At 71.8% G+C, this 19,203-nt stretch carries 19 protein-coding genes; 11 read left to right on the top strand and 8 right to left on the bottom strand.

Annotation, left to right across the window (positions count from 1 at the left end; genetic code table 11):
- Nucleotides 1–1,677 carry a PucR family transcriptional regulator gene (locus AB0K82_RS01700; RefSeq protein WP_364391466.1) on the bottom strand — a complete coding sequence of 559 codons (1,677 nt, stop codon included), beginning with the start codon at nt 1,675–1,677 and terminating at the stop codon, nt 1–3.
- A gap of 303 nt (nt 1,678–1,980) precedes the next feature.
- Here AB0K82_RS01700 and AB0K82_RS01695 point away from each other — a divergent pair, with 303 nt between their 5' ends.
- Nucleotides 1,981–2,484 (top strand): NUDIX hydrolase, encoded by a 504-nt coding sequence (locus tag AB0K82_RS01695; protein WP_364391463.1) that lies wholly within the window; start codon nt 1,981–1,983, stop codon nt 2,482–2,484.
- Between the two features lie 67 nt (nt 2,485–2,551).
- On the opposite strand, the gene AB0K82_RS01690 is transcribed toward AB0K82_RS01695, so the two are convergent.
- The gene (locus tag AB0K82_RS01690; RefSeq protein WP_364391461.1) at nt 2,552–3,187 is read right to left on the bottom strand and encodes an MBL fold metallo-hydrolase; all 636 of its coding nucleotides are present in this window, start codon (nt 3,185–3,187) and stop codon (nt 2,552–2,554) included.
- A 65-nt stretch (nt 3,188–3,252) separates the two neighbouring features.
- Here AB0K82_RS01690 and AB0K82_RS01685 point away from each other — a divergent pair, with 65 nt between their 5' ends.
- Nucleotides 3,253–4,110, top strand: a complete 858-nt coding sequence (locus AB0K82_RS01685) for an alpha/beta hydrolase (protein WP_364391459.1) — start codon at nt 3,253–3,255, stop codon at nt 4,108–4,110.
- A 96-nt stretch (nt 4,111–4,206) separates the two neighbouring features.
- The gene (locus AB0K82_RS01680) at nt 4,207–5,631 is read left to right on the top strand and encodes a serine/threonine-protein kinase (RefSeq protein WP_364391457.1); all 1,425 of its coding nucleotides are present in this window, start codon (nt 4,207–4,209) and stop codon (nt 5,629–5,631) included.
- 29 nt (nt 5,632–5,660) lie between these two features.
- On the opposite strand, the gene AB0K82_RS01675 is transcribed toward AB0K82_RS01680, so the two are convergent.
- Nucleotides 5,661–5,834, bottom strand: a complete 174-nt coding sequence (locus AB0K82_RS01675) for a hypothetical protein (protein ID WP_345349073.1) — start codon at nt 5,832–5,834, stop codon at nt 5,661–5,663.
- A gap of 126 nt (nt 5,835–5,960) precedes the next feature.
- Here AB0K82_RS01675 and AB0K82_RS01670 point away from each other — a divergent pair, with 126 nt between their 5' ends.
- Complete coding sequence (locus AB0K82_RS01670) at nt 5,961–6,350, top strand: phage holin family protein (protein ID WP_364391455.1); 390 nt, start codon at nt 5,961–5,963, stop codon at nt 6,348–6,350.
- 121 nt (nt 6,351–6,471) lie between these two features.
- Here AB0K82_RS01670 and AB0K82_RS01665 read toward each other — a convergent pair whose 3' ends face one another.
- From AB0K82_RS01665 to AB0K82_RS01650, 4 genes are all read right to left on the bottom strand, one after another.
- Nucleotides 6,472–6,966 carry a carbonic anhydrase gene (locus AB0K82_RS01665; RefSeq protein ID WP_364391453.1) on the bottom strand — a complete coding sequence of 165 codons (495 nt, stop codon included), beginning with the start codon at nt 6,964–6,966 and terminating at the stop codon, nt 6,472–6,474.
- A gap of 236 nt (nt 6,967–7,202) precedes the next feature.
- On the bottom strand, nt 7,203–7,712 hold the full coding sequence (locus AB0K82_RS01660; RefSeq protein ID WP_364391451.1) for a lytic polysaccharide monooxygenase auxiliary activity family 9 protein: 510 nt from the start codon (nt 7,710–7,712) through the stop codon (nt 7,203–7,205).
- A gap of 782 nt (nt 7,713–8,494) precedes the next feature.
- Nucleotides 8,495–10,255 carry a protein kinase gene (locus AB0K82_RS01655; RefSeq protein WP_364391449.1) on the bottom strand — a complete coding sequence of 587 codons (1,761 nt, stop codon included), beginning with the start codon at nt 10,253–10,255 and terminating at the stop codon, nt 8,495–8,497.
- Nucleotides 10,256–10,426: 171 nt separating this feature from the next.
- Nucleotides 10,427–10,789 (bottom strand): TraR/DksA C4-type zinc finger protein, encoded by a 363-nt coding sequence (locus AB0K82_RS01650; protein WP_364391447.1) that lies wholly within the window; start codon nt 10,787–10,789, stop codon nt 10,427–10,429.
- A 79-nt stretch (nt 10,790–10,868) separates the two neighbouring features.
- On the opposite strand from AB0K82_RS01650, the gene AB0K82_RS01645 reads away from it, so the two are divergent.
- From AB0K82_RS01645 to AB0K82_RS01625, 5 genes are all read left to right on the top strand, one after another.
- A complete protein-coding gene (locus tag AB0K82_RS01645; protein WP_364391445.1) occupies nt 10,869–11,891 on the top strand; it encodes a LacI family DNA-binding transcriptional regulator in 1,023 nt (340 codons plus the stop codon).
- Between the two features lie 175 nt (nt 11,892–12,066).
- Complete coding sequence (locus tag AB0K82_RS01640) at nt 12,067–13,413, top strand: extracellular solute-binding protein (protein ID WP_364391443.1); 1,347 nt, start codon at nt 12,067–12,069, stop codon at nt 13,411–13,413.
- 38 nt (nt 13,414–13,451) lie between these two features.
- Nucleotides 13,452–14,396 (top strand): sugar ABC transporter permease, encoded by a 945-nt coding sequence (locus AB0K82_RS01635; RefSeq protein ID WP_364391441.1) that lies wholly within the window; start codon nt 13,452–13,454, stop codon nt 14,394–14,396.
- Nucleotides 14,397–14,412: 16 nt separating this feature from the next.
- Nucleotides 14,413–15,372, top strand: a complete 960-nt coding sequence (locus AB0K82_RS01630) for a carbohydrate ABC transporter permease (protein WP_364391439.1) — start codon at nt 14,413–14,415, stop codon at nt 15,370–15,372.
- Nucleotides 15,373–15,483: 111 nt separating this feature from the next.
- Complete coding sequence (locus AB0K82_RS01625; RefSeq protein ID WP_364391437.1) at nt 15,484–17,067, top strand: alpha-amylase family glycosyl hydrolase; 1,584 nt, start codon at nt 15,484–15,486, stop codon at nt 17,065–17,067.
- A gap of 63 nt (nt 17,068–17,130) precedes the next feature.
- Here AB0K82_RS01625 and AB0K82_RS01620 read toward each other — a convergent pair whose 3' ends face one another.
- Nucleotides 17,131–17,553, bottom strand: a complete 423-nt coding sequence (locus AB0K82_RS01620) for a VOC family protein (protein WP_364391435.1) — start codon at nt 17,551–17,553, stop codon at nt 17,131–17,133.
- Here AB0K82_RS01620 and AB0K82_RS01615 point away from each other — a divergent pair.
- The gene (locus AB0K82_RS01615; RefSeq protein WP_364391433.1) at nt 17,545–18,645 is read left to right on the top strand and encodes a PrpF domain-containing protein; all 1,101 of its coding nucleotides are present in this window, start codon (nt 17,545–17,547) and stop codon (nt 18,643–18,645) included. The two genes, AB0K82_RS01620 and AB0K82_RS01615, sit on opposite strands and share 9 nt — an antisense overlap.
- A complete protein-coding gene (locus tag AB0K82_RS01610; protein WP_364391431.1) occupies nt 18,606–19,193 on the top strand; it encodes a VOC family protein in 588 nt (195 codons plus the stop codon). The genes AB0K82_RS01615 and AB0K82_RS01610 overlap by 40 nt, the downstream gene beginning before the upstream one ends.
- The last annotated feature ends 10 nt before the right edge of the window (nt 19,194–19,203 follow it).

The raw sequence follows: 19,203 nt of genomic DNA, 5'->3' as shown, positions 1-19,203 counted from the left end.
TCACGCCCGTCCCGGCGCGGAGCGCGGCGGGACGGGCCTCGGGCCGGTCTGGCCCTCGTGGGCGAGGAGCGCGACGTACAGGGAGGTGAGGCGTTCCCAGTCCTCCAGGTCGATGCCGAGCAGCGCCTCGATGCGCTGCAGCCGGCGGTACAGGGTCGGGCGGCTGACGTGCAGCGCCTGGGCGGCGAGGGACTTGTTGCGGCCCGTCTCCATGTACGTGCGGAGCACGCCGAGCAGCGAGGGGTTCTCCAGCAGCGGGCCGAGCTCGCGTTCGATGAACGCCTGCAGCTCCGGGTCGTCCCGCAGGAGCCGTACGAGTCCCCGCAGGCGGACGTCGCCCAGCCGGGCCACCGGTCCGTCGGGCGGCGCGGCCACCGCCGCGTCCGCGACGTGGACCGCCTCGACGAACGACCGGCGCACCTCGTCGAGCACCGAGCAGGCGAAGCCGGCGCCCAGCACGGCCCGCCGCCCGCGCAGGGCCAGCGCGTCCCGGACCCGAACCGCGACGCGGCACACGACGGCGTCGGAGTCCTCGCCGTACGGGATGCTCAGCAGCGCGGCGGTGCCCTCGGGATCGATCCGGGCGACCAGCCCCGCCGCCTCCGGCGTCTCGGCCACCGCCCGGTCGACGAGCTCCGGCGTGTCGTCCCGTTCGCCGTCGGTGCGGCCGTCGTCGAGGACACGGACCACCACGGGCACGAAGGTCCGGCGGTTCACGGGCAGGCCGGCGGCGCGTACCCGGGTGAAGAGCTGCTCGGGCCGGGCTGCCCCGGAGGCCAGGTCCAGCAGCAACGCCTCCGCGGCCTGTTCCTCCCAGCCGTGGTCGCGGTCGCCCAGCAGGCGGTGCATCGCCAGCGCCTCGGCCGCCCGGGCGCCGAGGAGCAGCCCGGACTCCTCCGATCCGGCGTACCCGAAGAACACCAGCCGGCCCCACCGCCGGCCGCGCGCCTCCAGGTCCACGACGATCCACCCGTCGGGTTCGACGGTCACCGGTCCGCTTCCCGCCAGCTCGGCGACCTGCCGGGAGACGCGGTCCCAGTCGCGCAGCAGCTCGCTCAGCGACGCCCGGTCGCCGGCCGAGGCGAGGACCCGCTGGGCCAGGTTGACCAGCACGACCGGGCAGCCGCTGTAGCAGGCGATCTCGTCGAGCAACTGCTGCAGCGTGGCCCCGGACAGGTTGAGGGCGGTGAGCGAGGACCGGATGTTGTCGGACAGGTTGAGCGCGGCGAACCTGCCGTACAGCAGCCGCGAGTGGACCTCCTCGGTCATCCGCACGAACGGCGCCGGCCGGTGCAGCACGATGAGCGGCACTCCGCATCGCTCCGCCGCCCGGCGCATGGGTTCGGGCGTGGTGCGGAACGCACGGCCGAGACCGAGCACGACCGCGGCGACGTCCACGCGCCGCATCGACTCGATGTAGTCAGCCTGCGCCTGATCGTTCCCGGCCAGCAGCAGGCCCGTGGTCAGCACCATCTCGCCACCGGCCAGCATGACGGCGACGTCCGTCGCCTCGGCGACGTGCAGCCAGCGCACCGGGCGGTCCAGGTGCGCGGCGCCGGCCACGACCTCCGGCCCCCACGTCGTCACGAGGTCCAGGCCGAGGACGTCGCGGACCGTGAGCCGGGCGGCCGTGGTCCGCGGCTCGCGGGCGGCCGGTGTGGGTGTCTGTTCGCTCAAGCCTCCGACCTGCTCCTTCGCCCGTCCGGGTAGCGATGAGGGAGAGACTATGCCGGGTCCCGCGTGATGCCCACCCTCGTCGGCCCACCGGAGCGACGTGCCGGACCGAGACCGGTGCGAGCCCGCTCGCCGCAGGCAGAAACCCGCCGTCTCACGGTTGCGTAAGAAGCCGTGCGGCGCACGGTAACCCTTTGGCGCCGCACTGATGAGTGCGGTGTGACGAGAAGACAAGAGAAGGAGCTCGTTATGCAAGCGGTTTCCGCTTCTGAGACGGCGAATCGTCCGGTGTGCGACAACCAGTCGGTGGGCATCATCATCGTCGACCCGGCTGGGAAGCACCTGCTGCTGGAGCGCGTCAAGCCCCCCGTGGGCAAGGCGCCCGCGGCCGGTCACGTCGACGAGCACGGCTCCACGGAGGACACGGCGCGTGCCGAGACCGGCGAGGAACTGGGACTGACCGTCGTCCGCCTGGAACTGCTGGCGGTGGGTGGCTGGCTGCCCAACCGATGCCGCCGGGAGGTCCGGCCCGGCTTCAACGTCGGCCACCAGTGGACCATCTACCGCGCGGACGTCACCGGGGACATCAACCCCGGTGCCGACGAGGCCCGCAACGTCGCCTGGCACTCTCCGCGCGAGCTGCAGGCCCTCGCCGACCGCACGGTCGACCACGCCCGCGGCCGGATCGACGAGAAGAAGTTCGCTCGTGACCCGGGCCTGGAACCCGTCTGGGTGGACTGGTACGCCCGGCTGGGCGTCATCGAGGTCGCCGACGGTGACCTGAAGCACGTCAGCGCCCTGTACGGCTGAGCCTGACGGAACCCGGCAGGGCCCCGACCGCACATGGTCGGGGCCCTTCCCTTCTCGCTCCGGCCGGTCACAGGTCGATGGTCTGGCCCGTTCTGAAGACCCTGATGTCGGCGCCGGACCGCTCGGCCTCGACCTCGAACCACGAGGCCACGACCTCCATGCCGAGTTCGGAGACGTAGGCGTCGTGAATCGAGTACGCCCGGACCGGGGCGACCTCCCGGAGGTAGGCGACCATCTCCGCTCCCTTGAGCCACGGCGCGTCGCACGGCGTCAGCAGGGTCGGCACGCGCCGCGCCGGAACGGTGAGCGAGTCGCCCGGGTGGAAGACCTCGCCGTCCACCAGGAAACCGCTGTTGGCGACCTGCGGGACGTCCGGGTGGCCCGCGGCGTGCAGATCCCCGTACACCTGGACGTCGAATCCGGCCACGGAGAACCGGTCCTCGTGCCCGACCTGCTGGATCCTGAGATCGGGGAACTGCTCGGCGACCGCCCGGTTGGCGAAGATCCGCAGCCCGGGGCGTTCCGCCTGCGCCCGGTGGAGGCGGTCGGCGTCGAGGTGGTCGGGGTGCTCGTGCGTGATGAGAATCGCGTCGGCGCCGTCGAGCGCGTCGGCCTCCGGGGTGTACACGCCGGGGTCGATCACGATCGCCCGGTCGTCCTTCCGCAGGCGCACGCACGCGTGGCCCAGCTTCGTCAGCTTCACGACGCCGATCCTTCCGTGATCTTTTCCGCTTGCCGGCAGGACGGCGACCTCGGTAGAGGTGAGGGGTGAACGACATCCAGAGCGGTCGGCGTACGGGCGCGGCGGAGCCCGACGACGTGCTGACCCGGGCCTCCTCACCGCCGGACGCGACGCTGGCCTACGGAGAGCTATCGGACCAGGTCGCCGACGTGCGGTTCCCCCGAGACGGCGCGGGGACGGCCGCCCCTCTCGTCGTCATCCTGCACGGCGGCTTCTGGCGCGCCCGGTACGACCGGGCGCACACCGGTCCGATGGCCGACGACCTGGCCGCACGCGGCTTCGCCACCGCCTCGGTCGAGTACCGCCGCGTCGGGCAGGACGGCGGCGGCTGGCCGGGCACCTTCGACGACGCGGCCCGGGCCGTCGACGCCGTTCCCGCGCTCGCGGACCGGGCCGTTCCGGGCGGGATCGGGGACGTGGTGCTGCTCGGTCACTCGGCGGGCGGGCACCTCGCGCTGTGGGCCGCCTCCCGGGCGCGCCTCCCCGCCTCCGCGCCCTGGCGGCTGCCGGCGCCGCCGCCGCTGCGCGGAGTGGTCGCGCTCGCGCCGGTGGCCGCGCTGGAACTCGCGTCGCGCCAGGGACTCAGCGACGGCGCCGCCGACGACCTGCTGGGCGGCCCCGCCGGCGACCTGCCCGAACGCGTCGCGCTCACCGACCCGCTGGCCCTGCTGCCCTCCTCGGTGCCGTCCGCGCTGGTGCACGGGACGGCGGACGAGAACGTCCCGATCGAGCAGTCGCGCCGGTATGCCCAGGCGGCCCGGGCGGCGGGAGACGACTGCACGCTGACCGAGCTGACCGGCACCGGCCATTTCCCGGTGATCGATCCCCTCTCGCGCGCCTGGCCCGCCGTCCTCGGCGCGCTGAAGGCCCTGCTCGGCCGCTGACCTCTGGCGCGTCCGGCGTCACGGACGAACCGCACGTTCAAGGTCGCCACCGGTATGTTCCGGGCGCAGACGGGTAGGCGGTGTGCCATGCCTACCGTGGTGCCGAGACTGGTCGGGGAACGTTATCGGTTGTGTGAGCTGCTGGCCGCCGGAGGCGTCGGAGAGGTCTGGCGGGCCGAGGACACCGAGCTCGGCCGGACCGTGGCCGTCAAGCTGCTGCGACCGGAGCACGCCGACAGCGAGGAGTACCGCGAGCGGCTCCGGCTCGAGGGCCGGCACCTGGCAGCCCTGTCCCATCCGCGCCTCGCGGAGGTCCACGACTACGGGGACGGCCGGGAGGACGAACGGCCGTACCTCGTCATGGAGCTCATCGACGGAGAGCCGTTGTCGGCCGTGCTCGCCCGGGAGCGCACGCTGCCGCCCCGTCGCGTCGTCGACATCGTGGCGCAGGCCGCCGACGGCCTGGCGTGCGTGCACGCGGCGGCGCTGGTGCACCGCGACATGAAGCCGGCGAACCTGCTCGTCCGTCCGGACGGCAGCGTGAAGATCACCGATTTCGGCATCGCGCGCGGGCCGGAGACCCTCCGGCTCACCCGCACCGGCCAGGTGATCGGCACGCCGCTCTACCTGGCGCCCGAGCAGGCGGCCGGGTACGCCGTGACGCCCGCCGGCGACCTCTACAGCCTGGGCGTGATCGCGTGGGAGTGCCTGGCCGGGCGGCCGCCGTTCCAGGGCGACGACGTGCTGGCGGTCGCCATCGCGCACCGGGATCGCCCCGTCCCGCCACTCCCCGACAGCGTCCCCGAGCCCGTACGGGCCCTCGTGCGGGCGCTCACCGCCAAGGACCCGGCGGTACGCCCGGACGCCGGGACCGTGGCCGAGTGGGCCCGGCGGCTCCACGACGATCCGGCGGTGGCCGCCGCGCCCTCCGGGCCGGTCGTCGCGGCCGAGGAGGAGCGACCGCTCGCCCCGGCCACGACCCCGGACGCGCCCGCTGTCCCGGCGCCGGCGAGCCGGCGGTCCCTCGTGCTCGGCGTCGGGGCGGTGGCCGTCGCGGCGCTCACCGGAGCGAGCGGGTGGGCGCTGCGCAGCCCGTCCGACGTACGGTCCGCGCGCGACCAGGCCACCACTGTGCCGGCGGCCCCGGCCCGCCGGACGGTCACCATCGATCCCACCGCCTACTACGGGCAGCCCCTGACCTCCGTTGTCACGGCGCTGCGCCGGGAGGGCCTGCGCGTCGGCGTCCGGCACCAGGTCGTCCCCGGACGGACCGCCGGCACCGTGGTCGGGCTCACGCCGTCGGGACAGGTCACCGTCGGCACGACGGTGACGGTCTACGCGGCGCGTACCCCCGCGTCTCCGTCTTCGGCGCCGCGCCGGACCACGCGCCCCGTGGCCCGTACCGCCGGCTCGGCCGACCGGGCGAGCGCCGCCGTCAAGCGGCCCGCTCACGGGAAGGCGCACGGCAAGACCAAGGGGAAGGCCAAGGGCAAGGGCGAGAAGCACGGCGGCAGGCACTGACCGGTCCGCGCTCACGGCGAACAGACGCGTCAGCGTACGGCGCGAGGCCGACCGCGGCGGCGGCCGAGCAAGATCCCGCCGAGCACCATGTCGGCCAGGAAGACCACGATCCCGATGATCAACAAAAAGAAGAGGCCTTTCACCACCCACCCGGCGACACCGAGGGCGATCGCCACGAGGATGATGGCCAGAAACAGCGACATGTCACACCTCCTTCCGGAATCCCCTGTTCACCGCCATACCCGCCGAAAGACGTCCGTACGACCTGAACGCGTTACTCCGCCCCGGTGCCGGGTAGCGGTCGGGGAAAACACGTGAGGAGACGGCGAATGGCCGAGAACGAATCGGTGTCCGAGCTGCTGGAGGACGTTACGGCGCAGACGGTCCGCCTGGTCCGGGACGAGATGACGGTCGTCCGTCAGGAGATGATGGAGAACGCGGCGCGGGCCAGGAGCGGGATGGTGCTGCTCAGCGGCGCCGGCGCGCTGATGGCGTACGGAACCGGCGCGGTCGTGGCGGGCACGGTCGCCGCGCTGTCCCGGAGACTTCCGACCTGGGCCGCCGCCCTGACGGTGGGCGGCGGATTGGTCTCCGCAGGAGGTGCCCTGGCGGTGGTCGGCCGGCGTGAGCTGCGACAGGCGTTCCCCCTGGTGTCCAAGGAGTCGACCACGAGGATCAAGGAGGACGCCCTGGACATCGTCGACCGCGCCCTCCCCTGATGCGTGTCGCACCGTCCCGCCCGGCGAAGCACGTACACGACACCGAACGGCCGCCCGTCGAGGAGGAGTGCGCTCCGACCCCGACGGGCGGCCTCGCCGACCCGGCCGAACGCGAGCGGCGTCAGCCCTTGACCTCCCGCAGCCGGCCGGTCTCGACCTCGTAGACGAACCCGCGGACCTGATCGGTGTACGGGATGAACGGGTCGGACCTGATCCGGCCGATGGACTGGCGGACGTCTTCGTCCAGGTCACCGAACGCCTCGGCCGACCAGTCGGGTTTGACTCCGGTCTCCGCCTGGATCGTGGCCTTGAAGTCGTCGTCGGTGAAGGTCAGCATGCCGCAGTCGGTGTGGTGAATGAGAATGATCTCGCGCGTGCCCAGCAGCCGCTGGCTGATGGCGAGGCTGCGCCGCTCGTCCGCGGTGATCACACCTCCGGCGTTGCGGATGACGTGCGCGTCTCCTTCGGACAGTCCCAGGAGCCCGTACGGGTTCAGCCGGGCGTCCATGCACGCGACCACGGCGACGCCCTTGGCGGGCGGCAGGGGCAGTCCCCCCTTGTCGAACGTCGCGGCGTAGCGCTCGGCGTTGGCGAGTAGTTCGTCCGTCACGCTCATGGCGTCTCCTGTCCCGTGCAGCGGCGGAACGACGCGGGATGCCTCCGGTCGCGCCGCCCCGCGTCAGGGCATGTACGAACAGTGACCGAAGATCTCCACTTAGTCAACCGGATAGGTAGGGAAATCTCCCGTCGGCGTGAAACGGCCATGCCGATCGGGACCTCCGGCACCCGGCGCCGGGAGCGGGATCGCCGGACCGGCGTTCGGCCCCGCTCCCGGGCCGGGCGGGCGCGACCTCAGCTCACCTGCAGGTCCACGCACGAGTAGAAGGCGTTCGCGGTGTCGGCGATGTTCCAGATCGCCAGCACCTTCACGCGGCCGGAGACGTTGCCGAGGTTGATGGTGTGCGAGACGGTGGCGGGCGGCTGCGCGTTGTTGCCGCTGACCGTGCCGACGAGCGTGTTGCCGACGTAGTACTCCCAGTCGGTCGTACGGTGGCGGGCGGTGAACGTCCAGTTGAAGGTGACCGTCCGGCCGACGCTGGTGGCACGCCAGCCCTTGCTGTCGTCGTCGAGGTCCGCGAATCGGGCGTTTCCGCCGCTGCAGCTGCGCAGGCCCTTGGGCCCCTCGACGCTCTGCGGCTCGTACTTGATGTCGCCGCACTGGACGATGCCCTGGGCGCACTGGGCCTGACGGCTGGGCGGGGAGTTGATGTACCCGTGGGCGCTCGCGGCGGTGGCGAGCCCCACGATGAGCGCGGGGGTCAGAGCGACGCCGGCGGCAGCGGCGATGAGCCTTCCGTTCATCTCGTTCGCGGCGCGGAAACTCCGGCCTTGAGGCCGGAGAGGAAGCGCCGCTCCCTCCATTCTGCTACGGTGTGTGAGTCCGCGATAACCAAGCGGATTCGCGGCCGGGCGGGCCGTGACAGCGCGGGAAGCCCTCCAGCCGTTGGGCGGGGCCGTGAACCGCGAACCACTCGCTTCTCCTTCGCGAGAGGCCGAAAGCTCTCGCCTTCAGGCAGGAGAGGACGTCAAGTGAGCTCCTCATGGTCAACCACGACGGCCGCCTGGGCGCGGCCGTTGCGGGGACGTACCTGGGCTCGAAGCGTGCGGGGCGGGGCACGAGCCGCCATGACGGTCTCCAGCGTCGCCGACTATTAGGAAACTTTCCTGTTTGCCGCAGTCTGACTCGGCGATGACCGCCTGTCAATACCATCGGCGGCCGGATACGCCCGGCGTGGGATGTCCGCCGACACAGGGCGTCAACCCAGGGTGTATGGCGGAATGTCACCGGCGGATGGATGAATCCGGGGTGCGGGCCACGTAGTTTTTCAAGCGAACGACGAAGACGACCACGACGGCCCGCGCGGACCCCGCTGGATTGGGGGGTTCACCGGGGAGACACCGCGAGGGCCGGTTATCCAGAAGCCCGGAGTCGCATCCGGGCCGATGATGGTGAACGTCCGCGAGCTTGCCTTTTGGGGGAAGGGGCAGGCCCGCGGACGTTCGCATTTCCGGCAGGGGACGAACGACCGGGGACGGGGAGGCCCGCCGGACGGGAACGGCGGCGCGAGGCGGCGCGGACCGCCTCAGGACGCCGGCCGGAAGCTTCCGGCGAACACGTCGAAGTACCGGCGGCTGCGGGACCACTGGGAGGCCGGCGTCGACCAGTACAGCGCGTACGCCCGATGCCCGTTCACGAGGATGTTCCGGTTCAGTACGTGGGTCCTCTCGCCGCCCGAGGAGTGCAGGAACTCCAGGTCGGCGGCCTTCTTGAAGTAGCCGGGCACGGATTCCAGCTTGATCCGGGTGTACCCGTCGTCGCTACCGCGACGGTAGGCGTCCTGCTGCCGCCAGTCGGCGAGCGGATCGCTCTTCGGGTGCGTCGTCTGGTCGATGAGCAGGTACCGGGACGAGCCGGGATCACGCACGTAGACGTATCCGCCGTCGTGGCTGACCTTCCAGCCGCGCGGCACGCCGATGGAGAAGCCGGAGTCGTCCTCGTACCGGCGGAAGTCGGCCGGCAACGCGATGCCGCCCGGCGACGTGGTACCGCCGGAGGACGGGGAAGGGCTCGTCGTGTCCCGCCGCCCCGGCGGGCTCGCCGAGGCGCTGGACCGGGCCGATGGAGTCGCGGACGGCGGGGTGCTCCGGCCCGTGTTCCCGCTCGTGCCGGACAGGCCCGCGCGGTGCTGGTCCTGGTTCAAGACGACGAGGATCCCCGCCGCCCCGAGCAGGAGGAGGATCGAGACGGCGGCGACGGCCCGTCCCCGCCGGTGCGCGAAGCGCGGCCGCGCGGGCCGGTCCTCGCCGGGTGGCGTCGTGCCGAGCGGCCCCGTGCCGAGCGTCCCGTTCTCGGACCGCTCCCCTACGGGGGCCGGATCGCGGGGGCCCGGCCGCTCCCCCGACGGCCCGGTGTCGGCGGCCTCGGCGAGGTGGCCGACCGGCATCTTGTGCGGGACCGCCGGCGGTTCCGCCGCCTGGGCGGCGGTGCCCGGGTGTGCTCTGGCCGCGGCGCTCGTCTCCTCCTGGGCCGCCACCTCGGTGAGCGCCTGGGCGAGGGCGACGGCGTCGACGCGGTCGGCCGGGTCCTTGCGGAGCAGGCTCTCGATCACGGGCCACAGCGCCCCGCCGAGCCTGGGCGGGTTCGGTGGGTCGGTGATGATGGCGGTGAGGGTGGCCATCACGTTGTCGCGGTGGAACGGCGTCTCGCCCTCCACGGCGGTGTAGAGCGTGGCGCCGAGCGACCACAGGTCGGAGGCGGGAGTAAGCGGCCTGCCCCGTGCCTGCTCCGGCGACAGGTAGGCGGGAGAGCCGATCAGCACGCCGGACCGGGTCAGCGTCGGCTCCCCCTCGGCGACCGCGATCCCGAAGTCGCCGAGTACCACGCGGCGGTCCGGGGCGATCAGGATGTTGGCCGGCTTGACGTCCCGGTGCAGGACGCCCGCGGCGTGCGCGGCCGACAGCGCCGCCAGCACCTCCAGCCCGATCCGGGCCGCCTCCGCGGGGGCGATGGGGCCGTCCTCGTCGAGGACCTCGCTCAGTGAACGGGCCGACGGGATCAGTTCCATGACGATCCAGGGCCGCTCCTCGGCCTCGACGACGTCGAAGATCCGGACGACCCCCGGATGGCTGAGCCGGGCTGCGGTGCGCGCCTCGCGCATCATGCGGCCGCGCATGACCTCTTTGTCATGAGTGCTCAGGTTGGGCGGGAAGACCAGCTCCTTGACGGCGACGTCCCGGCCGAGCAGTTCGTCGCGGGCCCGCCACACCGCACCCATGCCGCCGCTTCCCAGGGATTCGGCGACCCGATATCTCTCGCCGAGAAGAGTGCCGCTCGCGGAGGACATGCCGCCGGAGATACCCGCACAAAAATCGAGTAATCACCCGGTAAAGGGGTCGTGGCGTACGGCTCGGGCGCGGCGGCCGAAGCCGGTCCCCACCAGCCGAAGCGATCCCCACCGGCCGAAGCGATCCCCACCGGCCGAAGCGATCCCCACCGGCCGAGGCCGACCGCCAGGTCAGCGGCCGGCGCAGGTGATGCAGGTGCGCGCGGCGGGACGCGCGACCAGGCGCTCGGGGGCGATCGGACCGCCGCAGTGTTCGCAGGTGCCGTACGTCCCGTCGCGGAGGCGTTCGACCGCCCGGTCGAGATCGGCGAGGCGGCGGCGCGCCTGTTCCAGCAGGGACTCGACCTGAGACCGTTCGAAGGCGATCGTCGCGCCCTCCGGGTCGTGCTCGTCGTCGACGGCCCCCATCTGGGTGGACGACTCGACGATCCCCTCCCAGTCGCGGGTCAGGTCCTCGATCTGCTCGAGCGTGCTCGCCCGCTCGGCGCGCAGCGCCTCGGCGGGTGAGGACGCGTCCGGAAAAGACTCGGTCATCACCCACCACAACCTCGCGGCGTTCATCCGGATTCCCGGCCTCCTGCTTACTGCAAGGTATGCAAGTGATTTGCGGTCCTTGCGGTATTCTTGCGGCATGTCACGACGACTTGCTGATGTCGCCCGGAAGGCCGGGGTGAGCGAGGCCACCGTCAGCCGCGTCCTCAACGGCAAACCCGGGGTCTCGGCCGCCACCCGCGACAACGTGCTGACCGCGCTGGACGTGCTCGGGTACGAGCGGCCGACCCAGTTGCGGGGCGACCGGGCGCGCCTGGTGGGCCTGGTGCTGCCGGAGTTGCAAAACCCGATCTTCCCCGCGCTGGCCGAGGTGGTCAGCGGAGCCCTGGTGCAGCTCGGTTTCACGCCGGTCCTGTGCAACCGTGCGGCGGGCGGCCTGTCGGAGCCCGAGTACGTCAACCTCCTGCTCGACCAGCAGGCGTCCGGGGTGATCTTCGCGAGCGGGATGTGCGCGGAGGCGGACGCCTCACACGACCACTACCGGCTGCTCCGCAAGCGCGGCATGCCCGTCGTGCTCGTCAACGCGGCGGTCGCCGACCTCGGCTTCCCCACCGTGGCGACCGATGACGCCGTCGCGGTCGAGCAGGCGTACGGGCACCTGCGCTCGCTCGGCCACGAGCGGATCGGCCTGGTCGTCGGGCCGACGGACCACGTGCCGTCCCGCCGGAAGGTCGCGACCTTCGAGCGGCTCGTCGACGCGGCCGGCCTGCCCGCCGACGGCGAGTTCGTCGAGCGCACGCTGTTCTCCCTGGAAGGCGGGCAGGCGGCGACGTCGCGCCTGCTGCGCCGCGGGGTCACGGGTGTGATCTGCGGCAGCGACCCGCTCGCGCTGGGCGCGGTCAAGGCGGTCCGGCGGCAGGGCAAGCGCGTGCCCGAGGACGTCTCGGTGGTCGGCTTCGACGACTCGGCGTTCATGAGCTGCGCCGACCCGCCGCTGACCACCGTGCGGCAGCCCATCGACGCGATGGGGCGGGCGGTGGTGACCCTCCTCGCCGCCCAGATCGACGGCTCCCGGGCGGCCGACGACGAGCTGCTGTTCGAGCCGGAGCTCGTCGTCCGCGGCTCCACCGGCCCGGCCCGGTGACGCGGTAGGCAGAGCCCGCGCCGCCACAGGATGGCCACTTACTGTCGATTTTTTTCGAGTCTCAGTACATCTATTGCAGTGGCCTGTTGGTCTCTATATCGTGCTCGCACCGGATCCTGCAGCCCGGTCCTCGGTCCGCGGCCTCCCCCGAGGCCAGTCCAGGAGGGAGTCGACGATGAGACCCCGAAGGTTCGTGATCCTGCTGGCGGCAGGGCTCGCCCTGACCGGAACGGCGTGCGGGGGCGGTGACAAGTCCAAGGACGCCGCAGGCGGCAAGGTGACCATCTCGGTCGGCTGCATGCCCGCGAAGAGCCAGCCGATCGAGCGCCGGGAGTGGACGGAGGACGTCGCCGCCTTCGAGAGACTGCACCCGGACATCACCGTGGTCGGCAAGGACGCCTTCCCCTGCGCCGACCCGAAGACGTTCACGGCCAAGCTGGCGGGCGGCCAGATGGAGGACGTCTACTACGCCTACTTCACCGACATCCAGAACGTCATCAAGTCGGGGCAGGCCGCCGACATCAGCAAGTACCTCGGCGGCGTCAAGCAGTTCCCCGACATCCAGCCGTCCGTCAAGAAGGTCTTCACCGGCCCCGACGGCAAGATCTACGGCCTGCCCCGGCAGAACTACTCGATGGGCCTGCTGTACAACCGCAACCTGTTCAAGCAGGCCGGGCTCGACCCCGACCGGCCGCCCACGACGTGGGCGGAGCTGCGCGCGGACGCGAAGAAGATCGCAGGTCTGGGCAAGGGCATCGTCGGCTACGCCGACTACAGCGCCGGTAACCAGGGCGGCTGGCACTTCACCACGGAGTTGTACGCCCAGGGCGGCGACGTCGTCACGCCCGACGGGAAGAAGGCCGCGTTCAACAGCCCGCAGGGCCGCGCCGTGCTGCAGAACCTCCAGCAGATGCGCTGGACCGACGACAGCATGGGCTCCAAGCAACTCCTGCAGCTCGCCGACGTGCAGCAGATGATGGCGGCCGGCCGGCTCGGCATGTACCTGTCGGCCCCGGACAACATCACCGCGCTGGTCGACCAGTTCCAGGGCAAGTACAAGGACTACGGCCTGGCGCCGATCCCCGAGGCGAAGGGCACCCTCCTCGGCGGCGACGGCTACCTGTTCAACGTGAAGGCGTCCCCGGCCAAGATCAGGGCCGGCCTCCTCTGGCTGGAGTACTACGTCCTCACGCCGGGCCAGGGGCAGCTGAACTACCAGCGGGCCGCGAAGTACGGACGCGCCGTCGGCCTCCCGCAGCCGAACTTCTACACCGGCCAGACCGCGACCACCGACCGCTCCATGCGCACCAGCGCCGCCAACGTCCCGGTCGCGAACTACAAGCCGTACGAGGACGCGGTCGACCGCATCCCGGGCCGGCTCGAACCCGCGAACGCCCAGCAGATCTACGCCGTCCTCGACTCGGTGATGTCCGGGGTGCTGACCGACCGCAACATCAACATCGACCAGCTCCTCGCGACCGCCCAGAAGAAGGTCGACGGCATCCTCGCCCGATCCAACTGAGCGGGCCACGGCCGGGTGACGACGCGAGGGAGAGACCGGTGACCACGACGATCCTGAGGAAGGCCGCCCCGCGGCGTTCCTCGTCCCACCCGGCCGGGCCGCGCCGATCCGCGTCCCGGCACTCCGTCCGGCGCGGCCTGTCCGCGTACGGGTTCCTCTGCGGGGCGCTGATCTGCTTCGCGGTGTTCTCCTGGTACCCGATCGTTCGGGAGGCGCTGCTCGGCTTCCAGAAGACGAACTTCGTCGGGCGGTCCGAGTGGGTCGGCCTCGACAACTTCCGCCGGGTGGCCGACGACCCGGCGTTCGGCAGTGCCTGGCTGAACACCCTGGAGTTCACCGGGCTGGCGCTGCTCTGCGGCTACGTCCTGCCGTTCCTCACCGCGATCGTGCTGAACGAGCTGCGCCACGCGCGCGCCTACCTCAGGTTCGTGGTGTACCTGCCGGTCATGCTCCCGCCGGCGGTCGCGGTGCTGCTCTTCAAGTGGTTCTACGACCCCGGCCCCGGCCTGTTCAACCAGGTGCTGCACCTGGCCCATCTCCCGGGCCTCAACTGGCTGGACTCCACGAGCACCGCGCTGCTCTCCCTGGTCATCGTCTCCACGTGGATGAACATGGGCAGCGGCACGCTCATCTACCTCGCCGCCCTGCAGAGCGTGCAGAGCGAGCTGTACGAGGCGGCGGAGCTGGACGGGGCGGGACTGTTCCGCCGGATCTGGCACGTCACGATCCCGCAGACCCGGCTGATCCTGCTCGTCATGCTCCTGCTCCAGGTGATCGCCACCATGCAGGTGTTCGTCGAGCCGTACCTGCTCACCGGCGGCGGACCGCAGGACGCCACGGTCAGCGTCGTCTACCTGATGTACCTGTACGCGTTCCGCTTCAACAGCTACGGCGGGGGCAGCGCCCTCGGGCTGATGCTGATGCTCGTCCTGATGGTGTTCTCCGCGGTGTACCTGCGCGTCACCCGGGACGGCGGGCGATGAGACGAGGAGGCCGGAGTTGACCGAGCCCGCGATCAGGGCGGCCGCCATGGCCGCCACGCGCCCGCGGCGACGCCGCCGGAAGCGCGCGGCGGACCACGTGTCCGCCCCGCGGACCCTGATCTCGGCCCGCGCGCTGAACACGCCGCGCGGCCGGGTGATCTATTGGACCGTTCTCGTCGCCGTGATCGTGCTGTTCACCGCGGTGTTCCTGTTCCCGCTGTACTGGATGGCGACCGGGGCGATGAAGTCCTCCGGCGAGCTGGCCCGGACTCCCCCGACGCTGTTCCCCCGGCACCCGCACCCCGGCGTGTACCGGGACGCGTGGCGGCGGCTCTACCTGGGCAGATTCCTCCTGAACACCCTCGAGTACGCGGCCGGGGCCTGGCTGCTGCGGCTGGCGGTGTGCGTCCCTGCGGCGTACGCGCTGTCCAAGCTGCGGCCCCTGCTCGGCAGAGCGGTCCTCGGACTGATGCTGGCCACGCTGATGATCCCGTCCACCGTCCTCCTGGTCCCGCTCTACCTCACCGTGCGGGACGTGCCGCTCCTGCACGTCAACCTGCTGAACACGCCCTTCGCGATCTGGTTCCCGGCCGCGGCCAACGCGTTCTGCATCTTCCTGCTCAAACGGTTCTTCGACTCCATCCCCGGCGAGCTGCTGGAGGCCGCGGCGATCGACGGCGCGTCGTCCTCGCGCATCCTCTGGTCGATCGTGCTGCCGATCTCGCGGCCGATCATCGCGGTGGTGTCGATCTTCGCGGTGGTGGACGTCTGGAAGGACTTCGTGTGGCCGCTGCTCGTGCTGCCCGACAGCAACAAGATGACGGTGAGCGTGGCGATCTCCTCACTGTCGGAGCAGACGCCGCAGAACATCCTCATCGCCGCCCTCGTGATCGCCAGTGTCCCGGCCGTGGCGGTCTTCCTGGTGTTCCAGCGCCACATCATGGCCGGTCTGACCGCCGGCGGGCTGAAGGGGTGAGACGCGCGGACCGAGTCCCACGACCGGGCCGACCACCGGACGGCCCGCGGCGAGAGCCACGCCTCCCCGTACCCGCGCCGACCACGAACGTCTGAGGAGAAGATGACCGGCATGGCCGAACAAGTTCCCCCTGGCACCGCTCCGGGCTCCACCGGCTGGTGGCGGGGAGCCGCGATCTACCAGGTCTACCTGCGCAGTTTCGCGGACGGCAACGGGGACGGCATCGGTGACCTGGCGGGCCTGCGGGGGCGGCTCCGCCACCTCGCCGACCTGGGCGTCGACGCCCTGTGGCTGAACCCGTGGTACCCGTCGCCGATGGTCGACGGCGGCTACGACGTCGCCGACTACCGGGACATCGACCCGGCCTTCGGCACGCTCGCCGAGGCGGAGAAGCTCATCGAGGAGGCGCACGGGCTGGGGATCCGGGTCATCGTCGACATCGTCCCGAACCACTGCTCCGACCGGCACGCCTGGTTCCAGGAGGCGCTGCGGTCCGAGCCGGGTTCCGCGGCGCGGGCGCGGTTCTGGTTCCGGCCCGGGCGCGGCGACGCGCCGCCGAACGACTGGGACTCCATCTTCGGCGGTCCGGCGTGGACCCGGGTGCCGGACGGCGAGTGGTACCTCCACCTGTTCGCGCCCGAGCAGCCGGACTTCAACTGGACCAACCCGGAGGTGCGCGAGGAGTTCCTCGACGTCCTGCGGTTCTGGTTCGACCGGGGCGTGGACGGCATCCGCATCGACTCCGCCGCCGTGCTGGTCAAGGACCCCGACGCGGAGCCGGACGGGCTCGACCCGTACACCGACCGGGACGGTGTGCACGACATCTACCGCGCCTGGCGCCGGACGTCCGACGGGTACGGCGACCGCGCGTTGATCGGCGAGCTGTGGCTGCCCGACCAGAACCGCTTCGCGGCGTACCTGGCCCCCGACGAGCTGCACACGGCCTTCAACTTCGACTTCCTGGGCTGCCCGTGGGACGCCGCGGCCCTGCGCCGGGTGATCGACACGACGCTGGAGACCCACACGCCGCTCGGCGCCCCGCCGACCTGGGTGCTGTCCAACCACGACGTGACCCGGCCGGTCACGCGGTTCGGCCGGGAGGACACGTCCTTCGACCTGAACGACCGGCGGCACGGCGCGCCGACGGACCTGCGCCTGGGGCTCCGCCGTGCCCGGGCCGCCGCGCTGCTCGCGATGGCGCTCCCCGGCAGCGTCTACGTCTACCAGGGCGAGGAGCTCGGTCTCTGGGAGGTCGAGGACCTGCCCGAGGACCGGCTGCAGGACCCCATCTGGTTCCGCTCCGGCCGTACCGACCGCGGCCGGGACGGCTGCCGCGTGCCGATCCCGTGGTCCGGTGACGCGCCCGGCTTCGGCTTCGGCGGCGACCCGTGGCTGCCGCAGCCGCCGGCCTGGCGCGACCTGACGGTGGAGGCCCAGTCAGCCGACGCGTCCTCGACGCTCGGCCTCTACCGGAGGGGGCTGCGGTTGCGTCGTGAGCTGCTCGGTCACGGCTCGATGACCTGGCGGGCGATGGGCGAGGACGTCCTGGCCTTCGACCGGGAGAACGGGATCACCTGCGTCGTCAACCTCGGGGCTCGTCCCGTACGTCTCCCGGAGGACCGGGAGCCGTTGCTGGCCAGCGGCCCCCTTGAGCAGGGCGAGCTGCCCCCGGACACCGCCGTCTGGCTGCGCTGATCCGGCGCGGCGGGGGTCTCCCCCGCCGCGCGTGGTTCCGGCGCCGGGCCGTTCACCGACCGGTCACTTGATCTGTTCCGCCAGCTCGATGATGACCCCCTCGGGGCCACGGACGTAGCAGAGCCGGTAACTGTCCTCGTACTGCGCCAGCTCGCCGACGAGTTCGGCGCCGTGCGCCCGCAAGCGGTCGAGGACATCGTCGATGCCCTCCACCGCGAACGCGACATGACGGATGCCCAGCGCGTTGGCCGGAGCGTGCGGGTCCCCGCCGGGGCCCGACGGCGTGTGATACTTGGCCAGCTCGAGCCGCCCGTGGCCGTCCGGGGTCCGCATCATCACGACGTCCGAACGGACCCCCTCCAGCCCGTTGATGCGGTCCACCACGCGGCCCTCCACCGTCGCCTCGCCCTCCAGTTCCAGTCCGAGCTCGGCGAAGAACGCCGTGGCGGCCGCGAGGTCGTCGACGACGACGCTGACATGGTCCATCCGCTGGATCGTCGCCCCAGCCCTGGCGGTTCGGTCGCGTACGACGGGGACACCGCCATCTCGGGGGTGCCCGGCACCGCCGCCGCGATCGTGCTCGACTTCGCCGGCACCGAGGGGTCGGCCTGCGGCGCGCTGCTGCCGACCGGCCGCGTACGGGACGTGATAGACGGCGTCGAGGTGACGTGCGTCGACAACGGGATGCCGGTCGTGGTCGTCCGCGCGTCCGACCTCGGCGTCACCGGCGACGAGGACCCCGCCGACCTGGGCGCCGACGACCGGCTGCGCGACCGGATCCAGTCGCTCCGGCGGCATGCCGGCAGGCTCATGGGGCTCGGTGACGTCGGGAACACCTCGGTCCCGAAGACCACGCTCGTCGCCGCCCCGCGCGCGGGCGGCGCCATCGCCACGCGCACCTTCATCCCCCTGCGCGTCCACGACTCGATCGGCGTCCTCGGCGCCGTCACCGTGGCCACCGCGCTCCTCATGGACGGGGCGGTCGGCCACGACCTGGCCGAACTCCCGGCCCCCGGCGCCCCCATGAGCATCGAGCATCCCACCGGCAGGCTGACGTCATGGTCGAGCTCGACCACACCGCCGATCGGCCCGCGGTCCGCCGGTCGAGCATCATCCGCACGGCCCGCAAGCTCTTCGACGGGACCATCTTTCCCCGCGCTGGAGGCACCCATGGCGCCCATGCACGAGATCGCCCATATGGCCCACGTCGAGCTCCTGACGCCCGAGCCCGAGCGGAGCCTGTGGTTCTTCACCGAGGTCATGGGGCTGACCGAGAACGGCTCCGAAGGCGAATCCGTCTACCTGCGGGCGTGGGACGACTACGAGCACCACACGCTCAAGCTGACCGCGCACACGACCTCCGGCGTCCGCCGTACCGGACTCCGCGCGTCGAGCCGGGAGGCCCTCGACCGGCGGGTCAAGGCGATCAAGCAGGCCGGTTACGGCATCGGCTGGCGGGACGGCGACCCCGGTCTCGGCCCGACGTACGTCTTCCGTGACCCCGACGGGCACGAGCTGGAGATCTACTGGGAGAGCGAGTGGGGTACGAGGCGCCTCCGGAGCTGGCGCCGTCGCTGAAGAACCAGGCGCAGACGTACCCGGCACGCGGCGTCTGCGTCCGCCGCCTCGACCACGTCAACTTCCTGGCCGCCGAGGTCGAGGGCAGCACCGAGTTCGTCCGGGACGTCCTCGGCGGGCAGCCGACCGAGCAGATCATGCTGGACGGCGGGACCATCGCGGGCCGCTGGCTGACCTTCACGAACAAGTCCTACGACCTCGTCTACACGCGCGACTGGACGGGCAGCAACGGCCGCCTGCACCACATCGCGTTCGCCACCGACACGCGTGAGGACATCCTCCGCGCGGCCGACATCTTCCTCGACAAGGGCGTGTTCATCGAGACGGGGCCGCACAAGCACGCGATCCAGCAGACGTTCTTCCTCTACGTCTACGAGCCGGGCGGCAACCGCATCGAGCTGTGCAACCCGTGCGCGCGGCTGGTGCTCGCGCCCGACTGGAGGACCATCACCTGGACCGAGGCCGAGCGCGCCAAGGGTCAGGCGTGGGGGCTGAAGACGATCGAGTCCTTCCACACCCACGGCACCCCGCCGGTCGACCTGCCGTAGCCGCGGCCCC

It is taken from the genome of Actinoallomurus sp. NPDC052274, assembly GCF_040679475.1.
GTDB classification, from domain to species: Bacteria; Actinomycetota; Actinomycetes; order Streptosporangiales; family Streptosporangiaceae; genus Actinoallomurus; species Actinoallomurus liliacearum.
The sequence above is the reverse complement of the archived record's forward strand: the minus strand, read 5'-3'. Positions and strand labels throughout refer to the sequence as shown.

Bases quoted from the DNA above. Each gene is read 5' to 3' on its own strand.
- AB0K82_RS01675 (WP_345349073.1), bottom strand. From the start codon at position 5,834: ATGTCGCTGTTTCTGGCCATCATCCTCGTGGCGATCGCCCTCGGTGTC.
- AB0K82_RS01670 (WP_364391455.1), top strand. From the start codon at position 5,961: ATGGCCGAGAACGAATCGGTGTCCGAGCTGCTGGAGGACGTTACGGCG.
- AB0K82_RS01665 (WP_364391453.1), bottom strand. From the start codon at position 6,966: ATGAGCGTGACGGACGAACTACTCGCCAACGCCGAGCGCTACGCCGCG.
- AB0K82_RS01660 (WP_364391451.1), bottom strand. From the start codon at position 7,712: ATGAACGGAAGGCTCATCGCCGCTGCCGCCGGCGTCGCTCTGACCCCC.
- AB0K82_RS01655 (WP_364391449.1), bottom strand. From the start codon at position 10,255: ATGTCCTCCGCGAGCGGCACTCTTCTCGGCGAGAGATATCGGGTCGCC.
- AB0K82_RS01650 (WP_364391447.1), bottom strand. From the start codon at position 10,789: ATGACCGAGTCTTTTCCGGACGCGTCCTCACCCGCCGAGGCGCTGCGC.
- AB0K82_RS01640 (WP_364391443.1), top strand. From the start codon at position 12,067: ATGAGACCCCGAAGGTTCGTGATCCTGCTGGCGGCAGGGCTCGCCCTG.
- AB0K82_RS01625 (WP_364391437.1), top strand. From the start codon at position 15,484: ATGGCCGAACAAGTTCCCCCTGGCACCGCTCCGGGCTCCACCGGCTGG.
- AB0K82_RS01615 (WP_364391433.1), top strand. From the start codon at position 17,545: ATGGTCCATCCGCTGGATCGTCGCCCCAGCCCTGGCGGTTCGGTCGCG.
- AB0K82_RS01620 (WP_364391435.1), bottom strand. From the start codon at position 17,553: ATGGACCATGTCAGCGTCGTCGTCGACGACCTCGCGGCCGCCACGGCG.